Here is a 25,748-nt window from a genome sequence, read left to right as displayed (position 1 = left end):
CGAAAAAGAGACTCGACCTTGCAGTTCAGCGAATTTGCCTTTGACCAACGTATAGTAAACACCTTAGCTCATCTTAACTTTGAGTCGCCAACAGATATTCAACGCCAAGCCATTCCGGTAGCAATGGTTGGACGCGATATCATGGCCAGTTCAAAGACTGGATCGGGCAAAACTTTGGCTTATTTATTGCCATGTGTGCAGCGTTTGCTAAAACAAAAAGCACTAAGCAAACAAGATGCTCGAGCCATCGTTTTATGCCCAACTCGTGAGCTTGCAAAACAAGTCTACGGTCAGTTGCGCTTATTAATAGCTAACACCTCTTTAAAATCGGCATTGATTTGCGGCGGAGAAAACTTTAACGACCAGTTAAAAACGCTGCGTAAAGACCCTCAAATAATTATAGCGACCGCTGGTCGTTTACATGATCACCTACAAAAACGTCATTTGTTTCTCGAAGGCCTTGAGTTATTAATACTCGACGAAGCAGATCGGATGTTTGACTTAGGTTTTTCTGGGCAATTACAAGATATACATAAAGCCGCCAACCATCGTAAGCGCCAAACACTAATGTTTTCGGCCACGATGGATAACCCTGAAGTTGGCAAATTTGCTCAACAGTTGTTAAAGAATCCCGTTCGAATCGCAATTGGCTTCGCCTTCGAACAACACACGGATATTGAGCAACGTTTTTACCTAAGTGAAGACTTAAACCAAAAGCAACAACAGCTTCAGGCCTTGTTATCCGAGGACCATGTACAGCAGGCGATCGTGTTTACCGCAACCCGCGTCGATACAGAGCGCCTAGCAACACATTATCAAGGGCTAGGCTTCTCCTGCGCCGCTCTAAGTGGTGACCTTAACCAAAGCCAACGTAATCAGATTATGGATAGCTTTAGTCGTGGGCATCAAAAAGTGTTGTTTACCACCGACTTGGCCTCTCGAGGTTTGGATATCGTTCAAGTGTCGCATGTGGTTAACTTTGACATGCCAAAACACAGTGAAGAATACATGCATCGTATTGGTCGTACTGGCCGCGCTGGAAACCAGGGCCATGCCCACAGCTTGATAGGGCCTAATGACTGGAATAACTTTGATATTTTGCGTCAGTATCTTCCGCAAACCGTGGTTTTCTCAAGCATAGATGGAATTGAGTCTCGCTTTACTGGATTGCGTGCTAAAAATGATACGCAAACCAGCCAAGCCAATAAACCTACCCCAAAAACCGTCAAAACCAAAGCCAATGGGAAAAATACCGGTGCAAAACGCAACCGTAACTTCCACGAAGGCCAAGATATCGGTGATATCCCCATTCGTCGCAGGGCTGCGCCTGAAGATCTTAGCTTAGATGGTGACGACGAAGACTAAGGCTTACTAGTAGACCTGCAGCTGACGATAAAGCTGCGGGTACTCAAATAGGTAGCGTTCAAGCTCACGGTCAGCACGAATTAAATCCTCATTGTTCTCCGCTTTATTTACCTCGATTGTGCTTAACAACAATAATGATTGCTGCCGACGTTCTAACTCCAACTCATGCTGACACAATAGTTGGTAATCATTTTGGGGCAACATAGATTTCTGTTGCTTTCGCTGATTTCGGTGTGCGCTTACTTGTTTTTGGCTGACTGCAATATCGTTTTTTAGCCGTTCAAGATTTACATCAATCGAATTCGTTCTCGCAAAACACAAAAACAAGATTAGATTTACATTGAGTTCAGATCTATTTTGAGCAACTAGACAGGCTTCACGTATAGCGTCAATTTGATAAAGCTGCGCGCAATAATCCCACAACGCGACACAATGCTGTTCAAGCAAGGCGTGAGTCAACATCGAAGCTTAATCAAACTTAAAGCTTTTAGGCTTTTTCTCAGCCAAAGGTAATAACAAACTTTCAAGCCCTTCGACTTTCAATTCTAGGCAAATAGCCATCAAATAACCCAGTTCCCCTTTAGGAAAACCATCTTTATTTTGAAACCACAGCAAATATTCCTCAGGAAGATGTACAATGGCTGTTCCAGTGTACTTTCCAAACGGCATACGGGTTCGAGCAATCTTTATTAATATCTCTGGGTCAGCCGCTAAATTTTGCTCATTCATTTTTCTGGTCCTTAAGCCAAAGCATTTAATGTATGGCTAGGCAGGCTAGACATACGAGGTTGAAGATTATCATGACATTAACTACCGATAGCGAATCGCTATTAAAAAAACACGAAAAGTTAGTCGAAAGCGTAGAACAGAAAGTTAGATCCCACATTCAGCGTCAAAAAGGTGAATGGTACTTAAATACCATAATGCTGGACAATTATGATGTTGCATTCCGTTATCGCCGCAAGAAGCTTTATAAGAATTTGGTCGGAACAGTGGTCAATCTTAGTTACTACCCTAGTAGCGAAACCGTTCTAGGCATGGAAGTCGAATTTATGAAAGTTGTTCGTTTACGACGAGCGTAAATAGAATCGCTGACATTAGCCATGAATTGTAACAATTTGTGACAAATGTCACAAAAAGCTTGAAATAAACTCTCTCTGCTAATAAAATTGTGACCAAGTTCACATTATTTAGCCAGCGAGAGAATTATGTCTGACAAAACCCGAAATACCCTTACCGAAGTTGCTCATATAACAGGTCTTTTTTCAGCAACAGCTGTATTTGTACTTGCTCAATCTTATTTCTGGATCTAAACAACTTAACAATCACACAATCCGCTCCATTTATCGAAAAATCCTATCGCTGAATAGCTGACATTACGCCTATCTTTGTTACCATGGATGACAACCATGGACGGCTTTTGTTGTATTTAGGAATTGTTTATCAAGCTCACTAACCACCAATCCCAAAGTGCTGCAATGGATGCGGCGCAGTTATTGTTTCAAAACAACCCCTCGGGTATTGGTATTAGCTTTATCGCTTTTACATTCTTGTGTTTTGGTTTTAATGCAGAACAAGTTCCTTTCCTACGCATCTCGCTTTGGCTGATCATGGTGCTAGTTCTGGTATTTCGCTTAGTTTTGGGCTATCGCTGGCGAGCACAGCTCAACAAAGAGCACACCTCGAGTAATACCGCCCAAGATGCGATCAAACAATTTCGTTATGGAGTAATTGCAACCGCATTAACCTGGGCCAGCTACAGCACCTTGCTTTTTCCACACATGGATTTAATCGAGCTAACGTCAGCCATGATAATTTTGTCAGCGATGGCTGGAGGGGCGACCTCTATATTGTCTGCAGATCGTGACCTATGCATCCTATATGCTTGCTTAATGATTGCCCCAATGTCGACTATGAGTCTTTTGAGCGGTCAAGCCCAGTTACCTTTGCTAGGCGTGCTAGGTTTGGGATTTCTAGTTATTTTAATAGCTACCGCATTTCGAAGTTCAAGCTTTACTCACCAAGCAATAGAGTTTAAAAACAATAATTCTCTATTAGCTAAGCAACTATTAGAAGAAAAACAACAACTTAGGCAGCATAAATACGACTTAGAAGAAGCAAATCAAAGAGTAAACATAAACAATCAAGAACTTGAATTGAAAGTCGAGCAACGTACACAAGAAGTCTACCGGCTCTCGAATATCGACCCACTTACTGAGTTATTTAATCGCCATGCTTTTGTAAGAAATCTGCAAACCTTAATGCATGAATGTGATCAGAACCAGCAAAGCTTAAGCATCATTTTTGTTGATTTAAATGACTTTAAACAAGTCAACGATGCTCTTGGGCATGCACAAGGTGATCGTTTACTACAAGTAATTTCACAGCGTTTTAAAGGTCAAAATGAACGGCAATTACTAGGCCGTTGGGGTGGAGATGAATACATTATTGCCGTCCCAAACATCGCGGCCTCACAAGCTCAAAAACTTGCTTTCAATTTGAGTCAGCGCTTGCGTCAACCGATAGCGCTTGATAGCAATGTCTTAAGCATTAGTGCAGCCTTTGGTATTTCGGAATACCCACTGCATAGTCAGGATATACAGCAACTGATCCTGTTTAGTGATATCGCGATGTTTTCAGCGAAAGCGAAAAAACAAAGCATCGCTATATTTAATAGTGATTTGTACGCCCACAGCTTGCAAGAAAGAAAACTAAAGCAAGGTTTATCAGATGCGCTTTTAAACCGAGACTTTGAAATTCATTATCAGCCTATTTTAGATACAAGTACTCAAAAAATCTGGAGTTTCGAAGCATTGTTGCGTTGGAAGTTTGAGCAACAATATGTATCACCTGACATTTTCGTCAGCTTAGCTGAAAAAAGCGGCCTGATAAATGAGCTTGGTTCCTGGGTGCTTGAACAAGCCTGCCTAGAGGCTGCCAAATGGAGTTTTGAAGAGATGCCTAGCGTTTCGGTGAACGTGTCGGCCTTGCAGCTTTATAATCTTGAATTTATAGAACAGGTAGAGCGCAGTTTAGAGCTGAGTCAATTAGCACCTGCGCGTTTACATCTAGAAATAACCGAATCGGTATTAATCAAGAATACCGAACGAGTAAAAGCGCAGATGCGTCAACTACAAGCTTTAGGCGTCCACTTTGCAATCGATGACTTTGGTACAGGCTATTCGTCACTGCAGCAGCTAAATAGCTTACCTGTTAATTTTATTAAAATTGACCGTATTTTTTTGCAGCAGTTGGCCAACAAACAACAATCAATTGTTCGCGCCACCAAATACCTTGCGCGCGAGTTCAATTATCAAGTCATTGCCGAAGGTGTTGAAACCCTTGAGCAACTTGAGATACTCGATGCGATTGGCATCGAGTATGTACAAGGCTTTCATTTTTCAAAAGCACTACCGGCAACTCAACTACAAACTTGGTACAACGAGCATCTTAAAAGCCTAAATGCTTTGGGTTAGAGTGCCGGGAGCGTTCAAGAAAGTGTAACTCGTCTTTGCGACTATGCTACAAGCTGGCCCTGTTTCCGGCTAAGTGGGATAGATCTTCGTCGTACTCTGATCGTCCAAAAGACCAAATGTTGTTGCCATCTTCTTTGAAAATATCGAGAACTTTTGCCATCAACTCTGCGTTGCTGGTTTGTTCTGCGCAGTGAGTATTAATGATGATATTTTGTGGTTTACTGGTGCCGACTAAGGTCGTGCCGATTGAGGTGTTTGAGATAGCAAACTGCATCGCGAGTTGGGCAATATCAAGGTCTTCTACGAATGTGATCATGCTTTTCACCACACCATCGCCAAGGCAGCTAAACATCCAGGTGCAACTACCTTTGTAAATCAAACTCGCTTGCAACTCACCCGTGTCCGATCCTTAGTTGTTGTTGAACAAGGCCATATGGAAAGTGTCATAAAGGAACATTTGCAGATTTTAAAAGCGCTTGATTCTGGGACCATCGATCAAGCCCTCAAAGCGATGCAGTTTCATCTCGACACGGTTTACGCAACCATTGAACGTTTAAAAAACGCTCATGCGGATTTTTTCGTTGATAAAAAGTAAGACTATCGCTTGAGGTCTACATTTGTAGGGATACAGGAAACAAGTTTTAAGCCTAGTTGTTCCATCGAATGGTCGAGTTTGTTGCCGATAACGTTCTCGCTACTAAAGCCTCGTACCCACTTTGATATAATGTCGGGCTGCTAAACCAAGCTAACTATCTAAATAATTTTACTACTATATAATGACGCATTTGTTGCTAAGCCTAGTCGTAGAAGTTGCTTAACATGTCGTCAAAACTACTCAAAATCCTGCCCGTATTTGCGGTCATTTTCAGCCTGTTTCTCTCGAGCTCCAGCTGGGCCCAGGTCGGAAACCATAGCATTAGTTCCTTTCCCAAAGCCAAACGCACTTTAGAGCGCGAGGTATACCAAGATTCGCGTCAAACCTTGTATTGCCAAGCGCAATTTGACAGCCATAAAAACGTTTTCCCTCCCGCTGGTTTCCATACCGAAAAGTACGTAAAACGGGCGCAACGTATCGAGTGGGAACATATTTTATAAATACCCGTTACATGTAACCCAACATAAGGAGCTGTTTTATATAGCTTTATTCCTTGTTGCGTATTTTCATGATGAATACATCATGAAAAGATACTTTTTTGATTTGTTTTTCAATAATATACAGTCACTTAGAGTAAGCTAACTGCGTAACATTGCTGATTTTGGCGTGAACCACACTCAATGCCATATTTTTCCGTATTAACGTGGCATTTTGTGACTGAACCTTAGCCAGCATTTCTTTCAAATCAGCGACCTCTGCTCTAAGCTCTCGATTGCGTTTTTTGTAATCATTCAGTTGAGTTTGCTTGGCATCACGTTGTTGCCGTATGCCTTTATTCGCACCACCTTTAATGCGCTCTAACAGGTCAGGGCAATCTCGATGAATCAACGCTCGGCTTACGCCAGCTTCTTCGGCAACGGCAGCCACACTCATTTTACGTTTATCAGAAACAACATTTGGGCGACCTTTTTCTATACGAATAATGGCAAGTCGTATCGATTTATGTGTCACCTTTTCTTTTTGGTTAGACATTTATCACCTCAATGTTCTCTCTCTGGTTAATCTCTTGCTTCATGGCTTGAACATTGACACCCAATGCCGTCAGAACATTTTCGCAGCGTTCCATGCCTTTCTTGGCAGCCGCTCTACCAGCCTCTCCAATATCATCCAGATGTATCAACTTCATTTGCTGAACGAGTAATCCACCCCAGTAAGGCAAGTGCCGTTTATCTACAATACCGCTTTCACAATTGTCTGGTTTGCCACACTTGCACTCGTCATCATTGGTACACCACCCAATTCCTGTAGAGCGAATCGGTATCGAGCTAGAGAATGCCTTCGCCATAGCACTGAGAGAACCAAATACTTTAATTAGTTCGCCATCCCCACGGACTTGCATTATTTTTTGAGCCATAGCACCACCTGTAATAGGCATGTCTAACTCAAACCAATCTTGCTTAATTTCTTCTTCAACAAGATATTTCTCTCGGAGCAGTTCTTCAAATAGTTCCGCATCCAAATTATCGTTAAAAGCATACAAAACTGTCATGGTGATCGACCAGTGCTTAAAATGGTCTTTCAACGCCCTTAAATCACCCAGCTCGGAATGCACCGCATAGTTAGCAAAGGTGCGACGGAACTGATGCGCAGACAAATTCCAATTGCTATTTACTTGCTCACATAAAATAGGCAATCGAGTGCCGCTAATTGCATGCCCAGACAATATGATAACTGCATTTCCTTTATTCGAATCAACTGACAAACAAATATGGTTTGAGATTTCCTTTAACCTATGAACTTCCATATGGTCGTTATTGGCTTTTGCCTTGATTAAATCACTTTCAAGTTGCTCTTGGAACGGCAGGCTATAACGCTCTAGAATGTCGATAGCTTGAATCGCTATTTCGGGCACAATCCATTCAGCCATGCCAGTGTGAGTTTTTGTGGATACTGATTCAATATAGTAATAGGTAACACCATCCCTTGTTTCACTACGGTACGCTCCACGCTTAATACCTAGTAATTCATGAACACGCATACCTGTCGTAAGTAGCAGCCAGAAGATACAACTATCTCGCAGTAGACATAAATCTTTATTGAAATCAAAAAGCCTTTCATGCTTTGGGGAAATGGACTGTAAGTACTTTCTTTTCTGATGTATTTGCCAGCCTACATTATTACTCGTTGATGTAGGTACAAACGCATCAAGTTTGTCCCGTAGAGCTAATAGTTCATCAACTCTATCTATATATGACTTTGTAAACTGACAAAGAGGTTTTAACACTTCATCGGGAATGATCGGTGTTTTAGATCTTTTTCTTGCTTCTTGTAACTCCTCGCCAATATTCGCTGCTTGTTCACCTGAACAGGAATCAACCCAAGGGTGCTCTTTAACAAAATCAAAATCTTTACAATAACAATAGAGATTTTCTAATGCTCTGAATCTTGCCCTTTTAGTTGTTGAAGAGAACGGCTTCATTTCACCTCCTCTCTTTATCGTACAAGCGTTTACATGCTTAACGTAGGTACTTGAAGTAAAGGCAGTTAAACCATGTGCAACAATAGTTTCTGAACTATTAACCCACAGAAAATAGCTTCTCAGTGTATTTAAACAACTTCGTATAGAACCGGCTGCTAGATCTTCCTTCAACTTGTTCCATACCACCCATTTTGCCATGAGCTTCATCTGCGGATCGCTTATGGAACTAAAGCTATAATTTAAATCGCTTTTACTAGCAGACTTAGTGCCTTTGCTAGCAGGAAACACCCATAAGTCTTCTTCATACCTAGAGAGTATTTGATAGTGACCATTATCGAGTTTAATGTAGCTAACAATACCCACCAGAGTACCAGCTGTAGCTTGCTCAAGCGCACTATCATTTGGAGCTGGGCATTGCTGAGTCATCAACTCAGATTGCGTTAGAGTTAACCCAAAAGAATTCAAAGTATCACCTTCAACATATCGAGATTTTGCCAATACGGGTGTGGATTCGTTCTTGCTCGTTCCTTTTCGGTTTCTACACGCTGTAATTCACCGAGTTTTACAAATTCTGGAACAACTTCTTCATCCACTATTTTTAGGACATTCCTTAGGTGCCGCTTCCATTCCTTGCGACCAAATTCATAACGGTTGCGTACGACAGCCCAGTAAAAGCTAAAGAGCTTATGTAAATCATCACCAGTAATAACAAAGCTTTTACAACGGAAGCACCCTAAAAAGTTGTTGCAAAACGTCCCATTTTTTGGAGCTTTATCTCCATTTATCGTATCCTTACAATGACCGACTGGTACATTAGATTCAACACAAGTTAGTTCTTTGACCCGTATCTCACCCATGAGCCCAAGATTTCGTTTGGCCTGCTCAGGGGCTTGTAAGTAATGGTCAAGCGTACTCGTACCGCTGTGGTTTGCTTGCTGCGCAGTAAGCAATAAATTCTCTCTACTAAGCTCATATATATCATTGATGAAAGTTTTGCGAATTCGGCTCACATTGAGCTTCATTGTGCACCCATCCTCATCATTAAGGTCGTATTCTTTGATGAACTTGGTAATATTTCTCGCAAGTGAAACTTCTTGTAGAGAAGTACTCTTGCTTCCAGCTCCTTGCTCACTATATTTAGATTTATTATAGATAAACACCAAATCCGAATTGCTCTCTTGACGTACTAACGCGTTCAACTGAATAATTTTTTCGATCATATAGGCAACATCAAGTTTTACACCTTGTATCACCTCAAATTGTTCGAGCTTACGCAAGCTACGTATTTGGTTATTATTACCTCGTTTTTTTAACACTCTTAATAGCTTTCGATTATCTTTGAGTGGATGGTCACTTAGGGCGTCAGTGGTCATATTGAGCAACGGTTGCGTATTGATACCTGTCTGAATCGCCATAGCCAGTAAGCACAGCGTTAACTCATAACCAGATAGTGACTCAGTCTTTTGATAAATTGGTTTAATCGCTTGCTTTAACGCAACCACCACTTGCCTTTTTTCATAGGGAGGAAGAGGTTTCTCGCCCTTTTTACGCTTGTTTGAATTAGGAAAAGGGTTCTTAGGAAAGAAATCACTATTGAGATTGATGTTACCAACAGCCAACCAATAGCCCTTTTCATTCATACGACACAAAAGTGATTTGAGAAAAGTGTATCTATTTTTTTGGGTGGTAAACGAAAGTTCGCTAGCTCGAAGGTGAAGCAAGTAGTTCTCAATTAACGCTGGTGTAATATCTGATTGCACTACGCTCTTGCCAATTGCGTTACTGTAGATCTCAAGATATTCGGCAAAATTATTAAAGCCGCTCGCGATGTATGTGTGTTGAGTCTCCTCGGTAAAAGCCTTTGTATTTTTTAGCAGTGTTTTGGATGTGTAATAAACCCGATTAGTGATGTCGTCATAACCCTTCCCGTAATATTTCGTCAAGTCTACGTTAGCGCCAAAACCCCCTTTGGGGCCAATGTTTGGATAATTCAGAACAGGGTTGATTGGTCGGGCAAACTCTTGATTTTGAGTAGCACTAATCGTTGACTCTACTACCGAGGTTTTCTTAATATTGTCTTTGTTAATCGTCAGATTTTTTCTTTGCTTAGCCATGATTTTCCTTCACTATCGCATCAATCTGTTGTTGATATTCAATGGACAAGTCATCGACTAAATCATTGACCAAGTGCAAATACTTCATCGTTGTTGTGATACTCGAATGCCCAAGTCGAGCTTGTAGGTACATCAATGGTTCAAACTTATTGCTTTTGCACTCCAGCAGCCCTTTGAGCATGTGCGTTGCGTAAGTGTGCCTTAGCATGTGAGGTGATACGTGAAATGGTAAATTAAGCGCCTTGAGTGCCTTCCCAAAGGCTGAGCCTTGAGGGGCTAGCTCTTGACCATCTGATGATAAAAACAGGCAATCTGACACCACACCTGACCTTTGCTGCTTCTGAAATCGAGCCTCATTCACATAGCGCCACAAATCTCCCATTAACCTTGAGGGAATGTGTATTTCTCGCTCTTTCTCGCCCTTAGTTCGCGAGATGTTTACTTTGCAGTAAGGTTGATTTACAACTGGTTTTCGTATCACGTTCAAAGGGAAAAGCAGCAACTCTTTACGCCTAATTCCTGTCTGTAGGCATAAACGAACCATCAATTTTAGCGTTGGGTTCTCAATCGCAGATAACAGCTCTTGAACCTCATAAATCGATAAAGACTGAGCTTTTTTTTCATGAGTTCTCATCATCAAATCAGAGCTGTACTTCTTACCGCCGTTCCTCTCGGTATGAGCTAGAAACTGCTGGCCTTTACTAACTGAAACTGACTCTAGGGAATAAGGTAATGAGTCAAACCATTTATCAACACCATAAGAGTAAAAACGCACTATTGTTCTCAGATGTTGATTCGTTGAGTTAACCGACATCCCAAATTCACCAACACAAAGATCACGATAAGCACTGACTAGCATTTCATCTTCACTGCTTTCAGATATATCTCGCCAATCTAAATTGTTCTGCTCACAAAATGTCAGGAATTGACTTAAATGATTACCATACGTCCACCAAGTATTTTCACTGTTCACTCGGCCTCGTTTTAAGCATTCATATATCATAAATTGCATTGCTTCTACACAAAGCATTCCAGGCTCTATCCCTAATTCTGGATTATCAGTTTCCCAAGTTAATAAGGGGAAATTGGGAAACTTGACACTTTCTATTTCAAATTCAGGTGTGGATTTAAGACAAAGCATTCGACCTCCCCTCAGGCATTATATGTAACAACATATAGGTAGGGACTACGCTTTACTAGAATTTTGAGTGGAATTTATGAGCATGTAGACACATAGCAAATTTCTGTCGTTCGCTCGACAAAAAAACTTGAGAAAACAGCACTAACTGGCTGTGTCCGAAAGAAAATCAATAGACTGAACAACACACCCTTTGCAGAAATCATGTGTCTGGTAAAGTAATCAGATCTAGTGTCCTATTACCACGACAAGGAAGTATTTATGCGTTTACGTGCAGCGACCCTATTAACAATCACTATTCTTCTCCCCACTACAACGTGGGCGGACAACATTATTAAGTTGAGCAACAGCGGTATTTGTCATGATAAACATTCATCAAGCTACAACCGCACCAAAAACTTCACCTCGTTTAGCACATTGAAAGCCTGTTTAAATGCAGGTGGAAGATTGCCGAAGGGATACACGCCATATTCAAACGCATCATCTGCTTTAGATAATGAATATTCGCGCAGCAAGTTTGGTCACGGTTGGGCAGATCTTAATGGAGATTGCCAAGATGCCCGAGCTGAAGTTTTGATAGCTCAATCGGTTTCTACTGTGTCTTTCAAAACCGAAAAGTCCTGTCGCGTAGTCTCTGGTCGTTGGGTCTCTTTGTTTACAGGTGATACCATCTACTCAGCTTCAGAAATCGACATTGACCACGTAATTCCTTTGAAGTGGACTTGGGAGCATGGAGCTGATGTCTGGGCCAAAGACAAGCGTAAAGCCATAGCAAACGACCCTGCTAACTTAATCGCTGTAGAAGCCTCATTAAATCGCCAGAAAGGCGCGAAAGGCTTGGATGAATGGTTACCACCAAAGAATCAGTGCCAGTACATATTGAGGTTTATGCGTATCAAAAAAAAGTATGACATTGAACTAAGTGCATCAAAGCGTGAGTATTATAACGCCTTACAAACATCTTACTGCAAAGGGGATCAAGACCAATTGTTATAAATAATTCCCTCCCCCATAGATTGGTTCCTCAAGTCTTTTGCATGTGTTTTTCTAAAGTAAAACACTTCAGACTATCTATAGTCTGAAGTGTTAACTAGCAAATGGACATAAACGTGTTTGGGTGGTCACTTGTGCAAAGGTGTTTCGGATTTGCGGAAGTTTGGAACATTTGGAGTTAACGCCCCACTCACCGGAATTTTGGGAGCGAAGCGAGTAAAATTTCCGTGTGCAGTGGCTTGTTAGCTTTTTCAATGTTCAAAGTTCCACTCCTATAAATTAAGACAATGCAATATCCAATTTCTCTATGGATTCCACGATAGTGTTAACAATTGCATGGTCAAACTCTTCTCGATCATTCTCCTCATGAGTTCCCTTATTCAAATATAACCACGGTGGAACTTGCCCATTGGGACCAAGTAATATCTTAAAGACCTCTATAATTTCTGCTTTGTTAGGTATTTCAGCGTTTGTCTTTGTGAACTTTGCTCTCAAATTATCAACCAGCTGCCTCAAATCCCACGGAGCGTTTGGAGCTCTCCGCGATACGCTAATTAATGCATCAGCCTTATCACAGTGCTTGCCATAATGGGACCAAGCTTTTTCGCTAAGATACTCCAATGCACGGCGAGATGACATAAGAGCATCACGGTATTCTGCTTCCTTTAATAGCTCTGAGGCAGCAAGCACATAGTTAATTGGTCGTTTAAATGAGCTAACTTGTACATGATTTTCACCAACTTGAGGTAGGAATTTATATGATTCAGATTCCTGAGCTGCCTTTTTGCCGATTAGCTGTTGGGTGTCCTTAAAGAACTCATTTCCGTGACAGGCCAAAATGATCTGTTTTTCTTTAAAGAAATCATCTTTAAAGATTGTTTCCCTAATAGCACTTCGATGCTCATCGTCAATAGCATTAACAGGGTCATCGAAAATAAGTAATGGACTGTTTGTTTTGAGGTTTTTAGCCAGCAATATTGCCAATCCAATGCAACGAATATGGCCCTCGCTGAGGATATGTAAAGCGTCAAAGAACTTTTCTGGTTCTTCCTGATAAGCAATTTCTATACGTTGACCTGCTGCCAGTGGTAGCTTTATAGCGGCTAATAAGTCTTTTGGAGAGTCGTTACGATTGAAGCCATTGTACAAAGTTACCACCAGTTCACCTAAATCAGCTACTAGTTTCCCGGGTAACTCTTCTCTATAACCAGCTAAGATAATAACAAAATCACTGTAGCTCGCTGCAATTTTTTGATTGGTTTGGATGATATCTTTTTCAATTTCAACGGACTCGATTAGGTCCTTATTTTCCTCATCAAAAGCGTCAATGGCCGCATGAGCTTTTTTAATTCCTTCCTCAAGAGTCTTCCTTTTAGCTTGTAGCGCAATCACTTCCTCTCTAAGTTTCCGCAGTTCAGTAAGTCTTGTTTGTTTTGGCCCTCGCTCCTCGTTAGCCTTATTTACAGTAATATCACGTTGTTCAAGTTTTTTTACTTGATCCTTTAGTAAATACCAATGCGAAGCTATATCTTCACTGCCTGGCTCTAGCGCTTGCCACCAACCCCAGTCGAATTTTGCTTCGTCTTCCTGTAAGCAAATGCTCAATGAATTAACTTCGCCTTCAATCCCTATTTGTTCAATACAAGTTTTTAGAGCCCTATGAACAGGCATAATTGCTTTAGTAAATTCTGTTTCCAGATCTTCTCGATCTTTCTCAAGCTGGGCGAGATGACCAAGTTTTACTAGTTCATCTTTCGCTAGTTCATAAGGGTTTTTTTCTACCTGAATTAATGGCGTTTTACAGGCAGGACATTTTTCTTTACTAACTTCTTGTAGATCAAGCAAGGCACTATATAACTGCTTGAATGATAGTCCCTCACTGGCATCAGCAAGTTCACCCAGTTTAGCCGTTAACTTTTGATGAGCAGACTCTACTTCTATTTTGCTTGCTTCAAGCGATTTTTCTGTAAGACCTGTAACCAAAGGTTGTTTGTTTTGAAGTTCAACCTCGAGAGCTTGAATTTCACCAGGAGCTTCTTCAGTACCCAACATTACAATTAATTGGTCAAAAGTTGTGTCAGCCTTGAATTTATGTGCGAGCTCAACTTCAAGACCTTCCTGCTCAATGAGAGACTGTTTATTATCTTTGATCGTTAACTCATGGACGTTGAGTTCTTGTTGCTTATCTTTTAACTGCAAACCTTTCTTGCCAATAAGATCAATATGCCGTTCATCAATCTCACGACTAAAGTTTTTTACAAAATCGTAAAAATTATCTAACCCGAACAAGCTGGAAATTAACTCAGTTTGCTTTGCTGGAGCATGAGCAGCGATCCTAGAGAAACTGTCAACCCGATTTTTCTCAACAAAGCAAAAACGGTACAAGGAGTCATTTGGTAAAACTAAAACTTCTTCATCCTTGCTATTAACCCCTTTGATAACAGGGGCAATAAATCGGTTTACATGGGCGTTTTTCAGGTAATTTGGCTGGTTCGCAAAACGTTTGCTTTGGGCCTCTTCAACCGAGCCTAGTAAGCCATATTCCAGTGCTTCGCAGAAGCTTGATTTACCCGAACCATTAGGTCCGTAAATCAATACGAGCGAGCTATAAAGATTCAGGGTTTCTTCTTTTGAAAAGCCTCGAAAGGGTCCAACTTTAATGGACTTAAGTTGTTTAATAACCTCATCAATTGCGCCTGCATCATTCGCTATATCTTTTATTACATCTGATAACTCATCCCAGTTCTTCGATGCCAACTCTGCTATTTTCTTGGCTCGCTTACCTTGCGCTGTACCCAATGGGTGGATTTCATCTAGGTGCTCAATGACAAGGTTTGCGATTTTACGTACCCCGGAAGGAACCTCCTTGGCATTGAGAGTCTGCAAAAAACGCAAATATTCATTCTTGAACATCTTTATACCTTGTAATTTCTTATCTCATTCACCACTAAAGTGGCAGGTGCTTTTCAAAGCTAACGCTTTGCTAAGCGGAAAATAATTGTTGGCTAAAATAACGAGCGAAGCGAAGGTAGCCAACTGTTATTTTCCGTTTAAGCAACTTGTTAGTTTTCGATTGCGGATTGAAGTTAGTTTACCTCTCCATCTCCAATACAAGCCTTGATCTAATTGTTTCGTAAAGCGCAGAAAAACGATACTCCTGAAAACTACTATTTGCATCCATGCCCGTTACTTCTAATAGACCTGTTCTTGAAATGCGTTGAACCAATCCAGCTAAAACTTCTGCTGTAATTCCCAATTGGTCGGATGCATAGTAATAGAAAACATCAGAAACAGTGCCGTCTGGCATTCTTAGTCCGTCCGTCGATAGGTGCTCAAAATACTTAGAATAAAGTGGGTCATTATGTTTAGACTGAATTTTAAGGTCTTTATATTGATGAAGTAAGGATAATATTCTTAATTCCCGATCAGATAGCTCACCTAATATCGAAAATATTTCATAGTAAACGTCATCATTTGACTCTGTCTCTTGCTCTTTATAACACTGCAAATAAAGATTTTTTAATAAATTGGCTTTTGCATCTGTCGATGCTTTTTTTAGAGACTCTACAAATAGATTAAATCTGAAAATTTGGCTATCGGAACGAAATGCTTCTTCGATGGTGATTCCACCATCAGCAAGTTTTTCAAGAGTTTTTTGAGTTCTATGAGTAAGGTACAAATTAATTCCATGCTTTATAGCAAAGGAAGTTAATTTTTTTACAGTGCCAGATGGTACTAATTCGAGCATGATTCACCTTAGAAAACTAACGCCAAGTTAAGTGGTGACAGACGTGTGCCATGTTTGAGCGTAAGCGAGTCGGCACGCGTATGGAATCCATCTTAAACTTTTTGTTATACGCGTTTCTAGCTAACGATGTATTTTAGAGCTAACTTGATATTTTTATCTATGTCTTCGACAGTATCTAGAATAAGCCGTTCAGAAGTATATGGGCTATAGATTGACTTAATTTGAACAATGTCCTCCCAACTTAGTTCATACCAACCTTCAATACCTCGAACTCTCGATAATATACGCTCTTGATGCTTACTTTCATCACTACAAATGCACTCAATATACTTGACTGGCATAGAACGCAAAGAGGGCCAGCACTCGGTTATACGATTTTCAGATGCAATGAAATCAAAAATTACAGAACTACAACTATCAATGTGAGCTTGAGCAATAGTGTCCATCAACTCGTAACCTACACCTTTCATTTGCTTATTCGAAGCGAGCCCTGTTCTGCTGACAGCAGCTTCAAGTTCATCTTTCGAAAATACAGGAAGCTCCAGACACTTCGACAAATCTCTTGCTAAAGTCGTTTTGCCTACGCCAGGTAAACCACCAATAACTATTAATTGTGCATCCATTACAAAATCCTACATTGCGTATAACGCTAAGTAGGCCGCACGTGCGGCCTATCCCGTTCAATGAGCGCGCGGCCTATCACAAAAAACATGACCTTCATCACATTCGCTCATCAATTAATGATTTGATATTAACCCATTGTCTACCTTAGTTTTTTACTCGGTATCAATCAATCGTCGATCCATCTCGATCATTGATTGCTTTGACAAATGACGCAAACGAAACCAGAAACACTGTGCAAATACACAGTTAAAAAGTGCGCAAACCAAGAAAGCTAGACTAATTCCAAAATTCGCTCGTTACCAACTAGTAACGTCAAGATGTAAAACCATTAGTTTTGCTATGGCAAGAGCCTGGTGTGACAGTGGTGTTCTAAAGAGGGTGTAACTCATTTTGGGGCAAAACCTTCTCAGAGCGAAAGACAAACGACGACAAAAAGCATTGGGAAGTTTCAAACTTTATTGTCATAGTTCTAGTCTTTTTTGTCGAGTTCCAAACTTTAATGTTCGACGACAACATATAACGCAATTAAAGCCAGTTCTCTATTCGCAGCCCTTCAACCCGAACAAACTCTTTTTCGTTGTTAGTGACCAACACCAAACCTTCACTTCGAGCGTGACCCGCAATGTGCAAGTCGTTCACTCCAATGGTTGTGCCTTTGCGCTCCAAGTCGCCTCGAATATCGCCATAGTGATTAGCGGCTTTATCCGCATACGCTAAAACCTCAAGGCGCGATGTAAAGTCTTCAACGACTCGCTGATTATGCTCTGGCTTCTCACTTTTAGCTGCTCCATGCATCAGCTCAGCTAGCGTAATGGAGCTAATGCACAGCGTACCGGCATGACGATTAAAGGTTTCCAGCGCTTCGACAGGCTTTCGCTTAATCACGTAGATAACAATGTTCGTATCCAACATAAACTTAAGCATTAAAACGATTCTCGCTCATCTTGATGTTGGCTGGCCCGTTCAGTCATAAAATCATCGGTCACAGAGTTATTGGATAGAAAAAAGCTATCCCAGGTGTTCTCGACGGGTGAAAGTATCCGCTCATTGCCTACAACTCGAACGTTAACTTTCTTAACGCTTTCAGGAAAGCGACTATCAACCGGTAAGCGAACGGATTGAGTTCGATTATTCGCAAATACTGATCCAATACTCATAAGGGATCTCCCAACGAAAAAGCTATATACATCGAGTATATAGCCTTGATTGGTATATCGCAAACTGTCGGAGGAAATTAAAGTTTGAAAATTTTCTACTTCTGAAGTGCTTTTCTATCCTGGCTTCAAGAAGCCAATAATGGCAATAAAGATCGAAACTTAGACTCAGTCAACGTGGCTATACAAAGAAAGTGTGACAACAAAGTTCGAAACTCACTTTTGGACAATTCCGAGTTGCGATCCACAGAACACTCTGACTTTTCGGATTACTTCTAGTATTTCAACGATGCGACCAGCCTACATGTGGTTGGCCAAATTCCTTTGTCTACTACAACATAAGTATTTATGGATAAAATTAAGCAAAAATTTCCAAGTATCTCATTTAAAGTAGACTTAGATTAAATACTAAGTGTGCCTTTTAGCTCAAACTAGATGCCTATTAACCAATAGGCTTCACCTTCTGATCAACTAGGAGTTATAAAAACCATGCCCACGAGTCGTTTTGTTTCTCCGCCAATATCTCAATTTGATAAGCTTCGACAACCTTTAGAGCCTGGTGAAAAGTTAGTTTTCGAATTTTTTGATGCTCACTTACCTGAAGATTGGGAAATCTATATACAGCCTCATTTAAATGGCTTACGCCCTGATTTTGTTATATTGAACCCAAAAGTTGGCATTGGTGTTTTTGAAGTTAAAGACTGGAATTTAAATGCGATGGACTATCGCATAGAAGAGCAGAGAAACCGCCCACCAAAACTCATTGGTACTAAAGACGGAAAATCATTTTCACTGCAAAGCCAAAATCCGATTGAAAAAGTCCAACAATATAAACAAGAAATATTTGATTTATACTGCCCCCGACTCGAACAAGGCTCTGGTTTCGCGGCTATAACAGCAGGTGTCATCTTCCCCTTTGCGAGTGAACAGCAAGTACGTGCTTTGTTTAACAAAAGTATGCTGTACAGAGATATGATTAAGTACTCCCATTTTTATCCTGTTGTTGGTGCAGACTCATTACAGAGTGGTGATTTACTGCGTGTATTTCCTGAAGGAAAGCGCTATTACTCAAAGTATATGAACCAAGATCTCTACTTAGACTTTAAGAACTGGTTGATTGAGCCTGATTTTGCAGCTGAACAACGAAAACCTTTAACGCTGGATAAAGCCCAAAAAAGCTTTGTGAATAGCAGGACAAAAAATGGTTATCGCCGTATTAGAGGTGCTGCGGGGTCTGGTAAATCACTTGTTTTGGCAGCGAGAGCAGCGGAGTTATTAGCTGAAGGAAAAACCGTCTTAGTTGTTACCTACAATATTACTTTGCTTCATTACTTAATGGACGTAGCAGTTCGCTGGCCCAGCGGAGAGGGTAAAACAAGGAAAGATATTACATGGCTTAATTTTCATTATTGGTGCAAGCGCGTTTGTATGGAAAGTGGCCATGAAGATGACTATAAAGCCCTCTGGGAAAACTCTGATGAAGATGACGTATTAAACATTGCACTACCCGCCTTAGTAAACCGAATTATTGATACTGTTCCAGATGAAGTAACACATTATGATGCCGTTTTAGTTGATGAAGGGCAAGACTTCATGCCCAATTGGTGGGCTTTACTAAGGAGAGTCTGTTTAGATAAAGGTGAAATGCTACTGGTAGCTGATGCAACTCAAGATATATACGACACTGCTAAGTCATGGACTGACGAAGCGATGAAAGGTGCTGGATTTAGCGGTGCATGGGCAGAATTAGAAACAAGTTATCGCCTACCTCAATTAGCGATGGATAAAGTTTGTGAATTTGCGACTGAATTTATGCCACCAGAGTTAGTTAATCTACCTAAGTCAGCTCAATTAGGTCTTGCCATCGAACCATGCAATTTACGTTGGGTACAAGTTAATGAAAGCAATGCAATTGATGTTTGTTGTGATGAGTTGATGAGGCTTGCAATAGAAAACAACTTTAATGAAGGCTTATCTATTACTGACAGCACTTTTTTATGTGACAGTAAAAAAATAGGCTATGAAGTAATTAAAAAGCTTGGCAGTAAAGGTGTAAAAACAGTTCATACCTTTGCCCACGATGATAAAGAATCTCGCCGTCAAAAAGTAGGCTTTTACATGAGTGACGCACGTATCAAAGCAACTACCCTTCATAGCTTCAAAGGTTGGGAATCTAGAGCCTTAGTTATTTACGTCAGCAATAAAACAGACCAGAAAACTCTAGCACTTATTTACACAGGATTAACTCGCTTAAAAAGACATGAGGAAGGCAGTTGCTTAACCGTAGTATCTTGCTCAGAGAAGTTATTAAAATACGGTAAGAAGTGGCCAGAGTTTGAAACTAAGATATTACATAGGGCTATTTAATTAACAAACTAGTGGCTGAGTATAACTAGCCACTACAACCCAACCTAATTAACCACGGTTAAGAATCTCTAGAAAAGTCCGTGAAGCCGAACCTCTCTATAGGTGCGAAAAAGGAACTAGCTATACTCTCCGTGTTCTAACTTGTGTAGGTATTCACTAAGTGATTTACGTTCACTCGATGTTTTGAGAAGTTGATTTGGTTTAATGTTACCCAGAGCTGGAATTTTCGTATTGAACAGCTCTTGGGCTAGCTGCGTATCACCATCAAATATTTCACAGGCTTTGGTAAAAAGAGCTTCTCCTGTAACAGCATACTCGGTCATCGTATCTTCCTCTTTAAGTAACTTCGATACCTGCAAAAACACTAAGCTCAAGTCGTCCGATTAAGTTAAATAACCATCTATACGTGTAGTTATGGGATTTTCAGTATCGTGGAATTTTTCGACAATCCTTTTGTTTCATCTTCAAACTCACGTTGACATTTAGAACGTCAAACCAATCTCAGCAAGTAAATATTTGCTCCATACACGTTCATAGTTAAACCAATTTAGGGGGAAGTTTTGAGCAGACCTCGCGCTATCATAAGAGTCACTTCTAAGTTAGCCATAGGGTATCGGCCGGGACTTTCTTCTATTTCACGAGCGAGCTGTTCACGTAACACATCAACTGAAGCAAAATAGCTAAATATTGTTGCTGTACAGACAGAAGCCGCTACCGCAATCTTGCGATGATTCACATCTTGCAAGCCGATGTTTTCAGCTAGTTTAGCCCCTATTTCAAGAAGCTGAGTTTCTCGTTTAGTCCGTGTTAAACGCCTTCGCATAATCAAACTCTTTTAAATATTGTAATTATCAATATAGCTTGAAATTAAAGTATGTCGAATTTACACCTTAGGGATGCTGCGATCTCATCGAAAGTCTACAGTTTTAGGAGTATGGAATTCTAGGCAGCTTTCTTAGGCTCGCATTCTCTTATAGATCTAACGCAGCTTATGGTGCATGGTATTAAATTCTGAAACTATAAGATCTAATTATCATCCTCGGACTTAGTCCTCAAAATTTGGTCGATAAGCTTTTTTCGTCCCTCATCACCAAGCTTCGAGATTAAACAAGCCAACTCAGCAGATGAATCGTCTTCACAAAAAAAATAGTTTAATGGTACCCCTAAAGCGTCGGCCATTTTCTTCAGGGTGCTAATATCAGGCATATGGCGCCCTTTTTCATAATGGTTCATTCTTCCGCTAGCAGAATTTTCATCCATACCTATCATTACCCCCAAATTCTTTTGGGTAATGCCAGATACCTTACGTGCTTGCTTGAGCCTAATTGGGATTGGGTTATCGACCACTGAAGTTTCATCGGTTTTTCTCAGGTAACTTAGATTGTCTAAGTTTTACCTATTTCTGTATACTTAGCAATCCTAAGTATTTTGTTTTGTATGAGCCGTAGATGAAGCGTTCGAAGAAAATCAGTGTAGTTATGCACAAGTTGTTGATAGCAAAAGGAATGGATGGTTTCACCGTTGTGGAAGCTAGGAATGCCTGTTTATCTAAAGACGGAATTAGCTCCGATTTACATGACGCTCGTAAACAAATTTATCGGCAAATACTGCGATATGAGAAAAAGAGCTGGTTACGTTGCGAGGGCACTGGTCAACAAAAACGCTATTTTAAGACTGAAATTTTTACGAACACACTAAACCTAGGCAAGCCATTGGCAAGTATTGAAAGTACAGATTTTAAGTCAACCTTTAAGACGTTGAGTCAAGAACGCAGCAAATACCAAGGAGAATTGGAAATTAGCGTAGGGGAGATTGAGGAATATAAAACTCTTATGAATCGTTTTCCTAGCATAAAGTCAAAACTATTCCCGTTGATGAAACAATCTAGAGCGCAGTCAGCGCAGCTCTTAGGAAAAATAAACGTGCTAACAAATGTTCTCGAAATGCTCAAAGAGGATATACAAAAATGTTAAGAACGTGGCAGAAAGAGTGTTCTGAGCACGCACTAAAGAAGTTTCAATCTAACCAATATCACTATTTTTGCCAAGCGACACCTGGCGCAGGAAAAACAGTATTAGCGGCAGTCGTAGCGTCAAACCTGCTTCATCAAGATATGGTTGACCTTGTCCTGTGTTTTTCGCCCTCCTTAACGATATCCGCTGGGATAAAAAAAACCTTTTCACAAACACTGAATTGTACATTCAATGGAGGCTTAGGTTCTATTGGTCAGTCACTGACATATCAGTCTATACAATTTCTTAACGATGAATTTTGGCAAACATTAAGCAAGTATCGTGTATTTGTAGTGTTTGATGAAATACATCACTGTTCTGGTTCTGAAAATGAAAGAGCTAATGTTTGGGGGCAGCAAGTACTCACTAAGATCCAAGGGCTAGCTACGTATACGTTGGCTATGTCTGGAACACCCTGGCGCTCAGACGCTTTACCAATTGTCATGAGCGAATATAGTTCCCCGGATGGGCAATTACTTGTTGATTACCAGTACACATTAACGCAGGCCATTAAAGATAAAGTTTGCAGAGCACCCAACATTGTTTTGGTCGACAACGAGCATTTGTCTATAAACGACAATGATAGAAACCAATCCTTTTCATCAATACTAGATCTTATTAAACTAAGCAAAACTTCCTATAAAAGTGTTATTCACAATCAAGAAGCCATGGAATACTTGCTTGGGCTAGCGTGTCAAAAGCTATCTGAGGTACGCATGCAATCCCCAAAAGCTGGAGGATTGGTGGTTGCTTCGTCTGTTCAGCATGCTCAAACCATAAAAAGCGTTTTGTCTGAAAAGTACTCGCAGACAGTCTCGATCGTAACTTATCGGCATGAAGAACCACTTGTTGAAATTGATCGTTACCGACAAAACAGCTCACAATGGATTGTTAGTGTTGGAATGATAAGTGAAGGAACAGATATTCCGCGTCTACAAGTCTGTTGTCATATGAGCAGTGTCAAAACCGAGCTGTACTTTCGACAGGTACTAGGGCGTATTCTAAGAGTGAGTGATGCATTTAATCAACAAGCTTGGCTCTTTACGTATGCTGAAGAAAGCTTAATCAACATTGCAGAACGAATAGAACAAGATATTCCTGAGTCCTGTATGTTTGCAAAAATGAATAAGTCCTCTGAGCTCGAATTCGAGTTAGGATTTACGCGAGATTACGATATTGAAAATCCTACATTGAATGAAGCAAAGGGGGGTATAGAAGAATTGGCCTGGGGTTATACTGGATTCTCTGAAAGGGGGGCTAGTAGGCAATTTGACGTATTTGATGAGCTGAGATTTGGAAACTTTAAACAGTCAGTAATATCAGCATTTGTAGGAGTTTTGTAACTTAGTAATAGTTTGAAAGCAAATTCTAAGTGCAGGAAGCTATTAATCTGAATTGAGCTTCCGACGCTATTGCTACCGACACAATCGTTTGCAATTTGTCTATCGAATCACTAAAAATAGAAACTCATTTCTGGACATAAACGAGTTACGTTGTTAGATCAAAAACAGGCGGCTCGGATTAGATTAAGTACGGTTGGATCGGAGTTAACGTCAAGTTATATTTCTATTCTTTGCACCACACACTTCGCACACCAACACTACTAAAGCCTACTGATTTGCAATTCTTGCTACTGGTGCTATTTGGCATTACATAAGTCAAAATTAGCTTGATGCCTAAGGATATTGCATCTTCAATTCGTGCTCTCAGCAAGGCAGTTTGACACCCCTTCGAACGATAACGCTCTTGTGTATATGCATTAGCTAATATTACGCATTCACTCTCGATAAAACTCGTGGCCCAAGCACATGGCTTGCCATTTATTTTTGCAACATAGCTACGAAAAGTATTTGTACAATAAAGTGAGCGCTTCTTCTCCCAGATTTCGTCCGAACACTCCAATCCTGACGTTTTGAGTAGAGCCAAGAATTCATCGACATTATCATGTGACCATCGTTCAACTTTCACTTGTTCTGATGCGTCGGAGAGAGCTACGTAGTCCAACGCCGTTAATTCGAGAAACTCATGCTATAATCTGGCACAAATCCACTGTTTGATAACCAAGTTTTCAGTCTATTGGTTACCGCCTGTGGTTCGATAGAAACCTCAGGTGAAAAACCATGTTTATACAATTTCAGGTGACTCTCTAAGTTTCCTGTATTACAAACATCATGGATAATTATCTGATTATCATACTTCCGTGTTCTGTCTACAAAAGCCGAGCAAGCTTCAGCCTCAACTGAAAAAAGTTCACTTTCTAAATCTGTTGAAAGAGTTCGCTCATTATTAAATTTAAAGTAAGAGCTATATGCGTCTTTGACTCTTTTATCTTGCATCGTTCCCTCGATATTTAATGAAATATAACGCCCGCAGCAACGGCAGGCGAAAATGGCGCAGCTTTTGGTACAAAAGGCGTGACAGTTTTGACTGTCCGATTGCCTGCGCTTGTTACATGATGCTAGTTTAATGCGCATACTTATCTAAGCACCCAGCTAATAGATGACATGAACGATCAAAATTTCCTTTTTGATCGGCGAACTGGTATGCCCATTTAATGCCATGAACTTCATCATATCATTTTTTATGCGCGTTCCGATCGCAATTGAAAGTGGACAAATTCAGATCGGTCGCAATGGCTCTTTGATACATAAAATAAAACTTGGACAGATTGAAAATTTACGAAGTTGGGTTCTAGAAACTTTTTTCTTAATTGACGAAACTTCATCAAATTTCATCTAAAATCACCGCTAAAAAAACAATGAACGTTTCTCAATTAAGTAACGAAGCCCCCTAGCAGGGGGCGTTGTCTACTTCAAATCTAAACGTTGAGCTTCCGAGCTCGAGACGCTACAGCAATCAAACCCAACAAAAAGGAAGCCAGTGTAACTGGCTCAGGTACAGAAGCTGCTTGCGGTGTGGATACTGTGATTCCGAGGCCGCCCCCGTCGGTGTCCTCTTTAAACTCACATGCTTGGTTATTTCGACATGACTGATTTGGTAGAGCATAATCAATTAGTGTAAATTCCCTTATACTGAAATCATCATATTGAGCTTGATTAATACTATCTGGTCTACCGTCATTTGTGTCGAAAAAAGTTCCAGCTGGGGCATAACTAATATAATAAAATCTTTTCAATATATATCCGTTTATAATAGGCACAGCAGTACTCTGCCGGAATGTAAACAAGAACTTATCATCAGTAGTCTGAGCATCGTAATAAGTAAAACCAATCCCAGAATGAACCGTTACGCCGCCAACAACGATATCAACGCTAGTGGAATACGTCTTATGGTTCCGGCCAATAATAGGCACGGAATCTGTATTATGCGTTGTTTTAATTAAATATTCACCCTGATAGGAACTATTAACACCAAAGTCGTATTTTATTATCGTTGCGTAAACTGATGAGCTAAAAATCAGCGTTAGGAAAAGTAAAATTTTCATAGTTGGCACCCTAGTCATAGTTCAACTTAGAATGCACTTATGGTGCCAAGTTGCATCTCATTGTAATAGCTGGGTTTATTATTATTGTAATACTCTATTGTAAAAATGCCTGACTAACACTTTGAGGGGATATAGCCGCCTGTGTACATTAATATCCATATAAGTTTGTCAACGACTTATTACGACTCTTAGAGATATACTGAGCTTACCAGACTCCGAGTAATGTCTTTTTCACGAC

27 protein-coding genes are annotated in these 25,748 nt (G+C 40.4%); 9 read left to right on the top strand and 18 right to left on the bottom strand.

All coding sequences use genetic code 11. The features are described 5' to 3' along the window. Positions 1-18 precede the first annotated feature (18 nt). The gene (locus tag DBZ36_RS10715; protein WP_120354932.1) at positions 19-1,365 is read left to right on the top strand and encodes a DEAD/DEAH box helicase; all 1,347 of its coding nucleotides are present in this window, start codon (positions 19-21) and stop codon (positions 1,363-1,365) included. A 6-nt stretch (positions 1,366-1,371) separates the two neighbouring features. Here the strand turns inward: DBZ36_RS10715 and DBZ36_RS10710 are convergent, their stop codons facing one another. Further along, complete coding sequence (locus DBZ36_RS10710) at positions 1,372-1,827, bottom strand: DUF2390 domain-containing protein (RefSeq protein WP_120354931.1); 456 nt, start codon at positions 1,825-1,827, stop codon at positions 1,372-1,374. A gap of 6 nt (positions 1,828-1,833) precedes the next feature. Then, entirely contained in the window at positions 1,834-2,094 is a 261-nt protein-coding gene (locus DBZ36_RS10705; RefSeq protein WP_120354930.1) for a DUF3820 family protein, read from the bottom strand. Between the two features lie 71 nt (positions 2,095-2,165). Between DBZ36_RS10705 and DBZ36_RS10700 the strand changes: the two genes are divergently transcribed. Next, a complete protein-coding gene (locus tag DBZ36_RS10700) occupies positions 2,166-2,447 on the top strand; it encodes a hypothetical protein (RefSeq protein ID WP_120354929.1) in 282 nt (93 codons plus the stop codon). 354 nt (positions 2,448-2,801) lie between these two features. Further along, the gene (locus DBZ36_RS10695; protein WP_147395018.1) at positions 2,802-4,841 is read left to right on the top strand and encodes a putative bifunctional diguanylate cyclase/phosphodiesterase; all 2,040 of its coding nucleotides are present in this window, start codon (positions 2,802-2,804) and stop codon (positions 4,839-4,841) included. Between the two features lie 46 nt (positions 4,842-4,887). On the opposite strand, the gene DBZ36_RS10690 is transcribed toward DBZ36_RS10695, so the two are convergent. Beyond that, the gene (locus tag DBZ36_RS10690; RefSeq protein ID WP_120354927.1) at positions 4,888-5,157 is read right to left on the bottom strand and encodes a hypothetical protein; all 270 of its coding nucleotides are present in this window, start codon (positions 5,155-5,157) and stop codon (positions 4,888-4,890) included. Between DBZ36_RS10690 and DBZ36_RS10685 the strand changes: the two genes are divergently transcribed. Further along, positions 5,122-5,436, top strand: coding sequence for an FCD domain-containing protein (locus tag DBZ36_RS10685; protein ID WP_158589078.1), 315 nt, complete (start codon positions 5,122-5,124; stop codon positions 5,434-5,436). The two genes, DBZ36_RS10690 and DBZ36_RS10685, sit on opposite strands and share 36 nt — an antisense overlap. A 224-nt stretch (positions 5,437-5,660) precedes the next feature. Beyond that, positions 5,661-5,936: an HNH endonuclease family protein gene (locus DBZ36_RS20465; protein ID WP_147395017.1), complete on the top strand. Its 276-nt coding sequence runs from the start codon at positions 5,661-5,663 to the stop codon at positions 5,934-5,936. A 124-nt stretch (positions 5,937-6,060) separates the two neighbouring features. On the opposite strand, the gene DBZ36_RS10680 is transcribed toward DBZ36_RS20465, so the two are convergent. From DBZ36_RS10680 to DBZ36_RS10665, 4 genes are read right to left on the bottom strand one after another with little or no spacing between them, the layout of a single operon-like run. Next, positions 6,061-6,468, bottom strand: coding sequence for a TetR family transcriptional regulator (locus tag DBZ36_RS10680; RefSeq protein WP_120354925.1), 408 nt, complete (start codon positions 6,466-6,468; stop codon positions 6,061-6,063). Beyond that, the gene (locus DBZ36_RS20610) at positions 6,461-8,341 is read right to left on the bottom strand and encodes a site-specific integrase (protein WP_233558125.1); all 1,881 of its coding nucleotides are present in this window, start codon (positions 8,339-8,341) and stop codon (positions 6,461-6,463) included. Before DBZ36_RS20610 ends, DBZ36_RS10680 begins: the two co-directional genes overlap by 8 nt. Before the next feature lie 35 nt (positions 8,342-8,376). Continuing rightward, positions 8,377-10,029, bottom strand: a complete 1,653-nt coding sequence (locus tag DBZ36_RS10670) for a hypothetical protein (protein ID WP_120354924.1) — start codon at positions 10,027-10,029, stop codon at positions 8,377-8,379. After that, positions 10,022-11,170 carry a tyrosine-type recombinase/integrase gene (locus DBZ36_RS10665; RefSeq protein ID WP_120354923.1) on the bottom strand — a complete coding sequence of 383 codons (1,149 nt, stop codon included), beginning with the start codon at positions 11,168-11,170 and terminating at the stop codon, positions 10,022-10,024. The genes DBZ36_RS10670 and DBZ36_RS10665 overlap by 8 nt, the downstream gene beginning before the upstream one ends. Before the next feature lie 258 nt (positions 11,171-11,428). Between DBZ36_RS10665 and DBZ36_RS10660 the strand changes: the two genes are divergently transcribed. Continuing rightward, positions 11,429-12,163, top strand: a complete 735-nt coding sequence (locus DBZ36_RS10660) for an HNH endonuclease family protein (RefSeq protein ID WP_120354922.1) — start codon at positions 11,429-11,431, stop codon at positions 12,161-12,163. 276 nt (positions 12,164-12,439) lie between these two features. On the opposite strand, the gene DBZ36_RS10655 is transcribed toward DBZ36_RS10660, so the two are convergent. The 5 genes from DBZ36_RS10655 to vapB form a co-directional block, all read right to left on the bottom strand. Further along, positions 12,440-15,073 carry an AAA family ATPase gene (locus DBZ36_RS10655; protein WP_120354921.1) on the bottom strand — a complete coding sequence of 878 codons (2,634 nt, stop codon included), beginning with the start codon at positions 15,071-15,073 and terminating at the stop codon, positions 12,440-12,442. Between the two features lie 178 nt (positions 15,074-15,251). After that, positions 15,252-15,908 (bottom strand): hypothetical protein, encoded by a 657-nt coding sequence (locus tag DBZ36_RS10650; RefSeq protein WP_120354920.1) that lies wholly within the window; start codon positions 15,906-15,908, stop codon positions 15,252-15,254. Positions 15,909-16,024: 116 nt separating this feature from the next. Further along, on the bottom strand, positions 16,025-16,531 hold the full coding sequence (locus DBZ36_RS10645) for an AAA family ATPase (protein WP_120354919.1): 507 nt from the start codon (positions 16,529-16,531) through the stop codon (positions 16,025-16,027). A gap of 526 nt (positions 16,532-17,057) precedes the next feature. Beyond that, positions 17,058-17,456 (bottom strand): type II toxin-antitoxin system tRNA(fMet)-specific endonuclease VapC, encoded by a 399-nt coding sequence (gene vapC / locus DBZ36_RS10640; RefSeq protein WP_120354918.1) that lies wholly within the window; start codon positions 17,454-17,456, stop codon positions 17,058-17,060. Further along, the gene (vapB, locus tag DBZ36_RS10635; protein WP_120354917.1) at positions 17,456-17,689 is read right to left on the bottom strand and encodes a type II toxin-antitoxin system VapB family antitoxin; all 234 of its coding nucleotides are present in this window, start codon (positions 17,687-17,689) and stop codon (positions 17,456-17,458) included. Before vapB ends, vapC begins: the two co-directional genes overlap by 1 nt. Positions 17,690-18,175: 486 nt before the next feature. On the opposite strand from vapB, the gene DBZ36_RS10630 reads away from it, so the two are divergent. Continuing rightward, positions 18,176-20,053, top strand: coding sequence for an AAA family ATPase (locus DBZ36_RS10630; protein WP_120354916.1), 1,878 nt, complete (start codon positions 18,176-18,178; stop codon positions 20,051-20,053). A 116-nt stretch (positions 20,054-20,169) separates the two neighbouring features. Here the strand turns inward: DBZ36_RS10630 and DBZ36_RS10625 are convergent, their stop codons facing one another. The 3 genes from DBZ36_RS10625 to DBZ36_RS10615 form a co-directional block, all read right to left on the bottom strand. Beyond that, positions 20,170-20,376, bottom strand: coding sequence for an antitoxin Xre/MbcA/ParS toxin-binding domain-containing protein (locus tag DBZ36_RS10625; RefSeq protein WP_120354915.1), 207 nt, complete (start codon positions 20,374-20,376; stop codon positions 20,170-20,172). A 224-nt stretch (positions 20,377-20,600) separates the two neighbouring features. Continuing rightward, a complete protein-coding gene (locus DBZ36_RS10620; RefSeq protein WP_120354914.1) occupies positions 20,601-20,876 on the bottom strand; it encodes a hypothetical protein in 276 nt (91 codons plus the stop codon). Between the two features lie 203 nt (positions 20,877-21,079). Beyond that, positions 21,080-21,400, bottom strand: coding sequence for a helix-turn-helix domain-containing protein (locus DBZ36_RS10615; protein ID WP_120354913.1), 321 nt, complete (start codon positions 21,398-21,400; stop codon positions 21,080-21,082). 101 nt (positions 21,401-21,501) lie between these two features. On the opposite strand from DBZ36_RS10615, the gene DBZ36_RS10610 reads away from it, so the two are divergent. Beyond that, entirely contained in the window at positions 21,502-22,026 is a 525-nt protein-coding gene (locus tag DBZ36_RS10610; protein ID WP_120354912.1) for a hypothetical protein, read from the top strand. Further along, positions 22,020-23,408 (top strand): DEAD/DEAH box helicase, encoded by a 1,389-nt coding sequence (locus DBZ36_RS10605; protein ID WP_120354911.1) that lies wholly within the window; start codon positions 22,020-22,022, stop codon positions 23,406-23,408. Before DBZ36_RS10610 ends, DBZ36_RS10605 begins: the two co-directional genes overlap by 7 nt. 223 nt (positions 23,409-23,631) lie before the next feature. Here the strand turns inward: DBZ36_RS10605 and DBZ36_RS20830 are convergent, their stop codons facing one another. The 3 genes from DBZ36_RS20830 to DBZ36_RS10590 form a co-directional block, all read right to left on the bottom strand. Continuing rightward, the gene (locus DBZ36_RS20830) at positions 23,632-24,033 is read right to left on the bottom strand and encodes a GNAT family N-acetyltransferase (RefSeq protein WP_407641485.1); all 402 of its coding nucleotides are present in this window, start codon (positions 24,031-24,033) and stop codon (positions 23,632-23,634) included. Between the two features lie 41 nt (positions 24,034-24,074). Continuing rightward, entirely contained in the window at positions 24,075-24,401 is a 327-nt protein-coding gene (locus DBZ36_RS20600; RefSeq protein ID WP_199711830.1) for a hypothetical protein, read from the bottom strand. Between the two features lie 482 nt (positions 24,402-24,883). Further along, complete coding sequence (locus DBZ36_RS10590) at positions 24,884-25,510, bottom strand: PEP-CTERM sorting domain-containing protein (protein WP_158589077.1); 627 nt, start codon at positions 25,508-25,510, stop codon at positions 24,884-24,886. Between the last annotated feature and the right edge of the window lie 238 nt (positions 25,511-25,748).

The organism is Alginatibacterium sediminis (assembly GCF_003610775.1).
Taxonomy (GTDB): domain Bacteria; phylum Pseudomonadota; class Gammaproteobacteria; order Enterobacterales; family Celerinatantimonadaceae; genus Alginatibacterium; species Alginatibacterium sediminis.
The sequence above is the reverse complement of the archived record's forward strand: the minus strand, read 5'-3'. Positions and strand labels throughout refer to the sequence as shown.

What these genes read in the sequence shown, in the direction of transcription:
- DBZ36_RS10710 (WP_120354931.1), bottom strand. Translation starts at nt 1,827, where the DNA reads ATGTTGACTCACGCCTTGCTTGAACAGCATTGTGTCGCGTTGTGGGAT.
- DBZ36_RS10705 (WP_120354930.1), bottom strand. Translation starts at nt 2,094, where the DNA reads ATGAATGAGCAAAATTTAGCGGCTGACCCAGAGATATTAATAAAGATT.
- DBZ36_RS10700 (WP_120354929.1), top strand. Translation starts at nt 2,166, where the DNA reads ATGACATTAACTACCGATAGCGAATCGCTATTAAAAAAACACGAAAAG.
- DBZ36_RS10690 (WP_120354927.1), bottom strand. Translation starts at nt 5,157, where the DNA reads ATGATCACATTCGTAGAAGACCTTGATATTGCCCAACTCGCGATGCAG.
- DBZ36_RS20465 (WP_147395017.1), top strand. Translation starts at nt 5,661, where the DNA reads ATGTCGTCAAAACTACTCAAAATCCTGCCCGTATTTGCGGTCATTTTC.
- DBZ36_RS10680 (WP_120354925.1), bottom strand. Translation starts at nt 6,468, where the DNA reads ATGTCTAACCAAAAAGAAAAGGTGACACATAAATCGATACGACTTGCC.
- DBZ36_RS20610 (WP_233558125.1), bottom strand. Translation starts at nt 8,341, where the DNA reads ATGACTCAGCAATGCCCAGCTCCAAATGATAGTGCGCTTGAGCAAGCT.
- DBZ36_RS10670 (WP_120354924.1), bottom strand. Translation starts at nt 10,029, where the DNA reads ATGGCTAAGCAAAGAAAAAATCTGACGATTAACAAAGACAATATTAAG.
- DBZ36_RS10665 (WP_120354923.1), bottom strand. Translation starts at nt 11,170, where the DNA reads ATGCTTTGTCTTAAATCCACACCTGAATTTGAAATAGAAAGTGTCAAG.
- DBZ36_RS10660 (WP_120354922.1), top strand. Translation starts at nt 11,429, where the DNA reads ATGCGTTTACGTGCAGCGACCCTATTAACAATCACTATTCTTCTCCCC.
- DBZ36_RS10655 (WP_120354921.1), bottom strand. Translation starts at nt 15,073, where the DNA reads ATGTTCAAGAATGAATATTTGCGTTTTTTGCAGACTCTCAATGCCAAG.
- DBZ36_RS10650 (WP_120354920.1), bottom strand. Translation starts at nt 15,908, where the DNA reads ATGCTCGAATTAGTACCATCTGGCACTGTAAAAAAATTAACTTCCTTT.
- DBZ36_RS10645 (WP_120354919.1), bottom strand. Translation starts at nt 16,531, where the DNA reads ATGGATGCACAATTAATAGTTATTGGTGGTTTACCTGGCGTAGGCAAA.
- vapC (WP_120354918.1), bottom strand. Translation starts at nt 17,456, where the DNA reads ATGCTTAAGTTTATGTTGGATACGAACATTGTTATCTACGTGATTAAG.
- vapB (WP_120354917.1), bottom strand. Translation starts at nt 17,689, where the DNA reads ATGAGTATTGGATCAGTATTTGCGAATAATCGAACTCAATCCGTTCGC.
- DBZ36_RS10630 (WP_120354916.1), top strand. Translation starts at nt 18,176, where the DNA reads ATGCCCACGAGTCGTTTTGTTTCTCCGCCAATATCTCAATTTGATAAG.
- DBZ36_RS10625 (WP_120354915.1), bottom strand. Translation starts at nt 20,376, where the DNA reads ATGACCGAGTATGCTGTTACAGGAGAAGCTCTTTTTACCAAAGCCTGT.
- DBZ36_RS10620 (WP_120354914.1), bottom strand. Translation starts at nt 20,876, where the DNA reads ATGCGAAGGCGTTTAACACGGACTAAACGAGAAACTCAGCTTCTTGAA.
- DBZ36_RS10610 (WP_120354912.1), top strand. Translation starts at nt 21,502, where the DNA reads ATGAAGCGTTCGAAGAAAATCAGTGTAGTTATGCACAAGTTGTTGATA.
- DBZ36_RS10605 (WP_120354911.1), top strand. Translation starts at nt 22,020, where the DNA reads ATGTTAAGAACGTGGCAGAAAGAGTGTTCTGAGCACGCACTAAAGAAG.
- DBZ36_RS20600 (WP_199711830.1), bottom strand. Translation starts at nt 24,401, where the DNA reads ATGCAAGATAAAAGAGTCAAAGACGCATATAGCTCTTACTTTAAATTT.
- DBZ36_RS10590 (WP_158589077.1), bottom strand. Translation starts at nt 25,510, where the DNA reads ATGAAAATTTTACTTTTCCTAACGCTGATTTTTAGCTCATCAGTTTAC.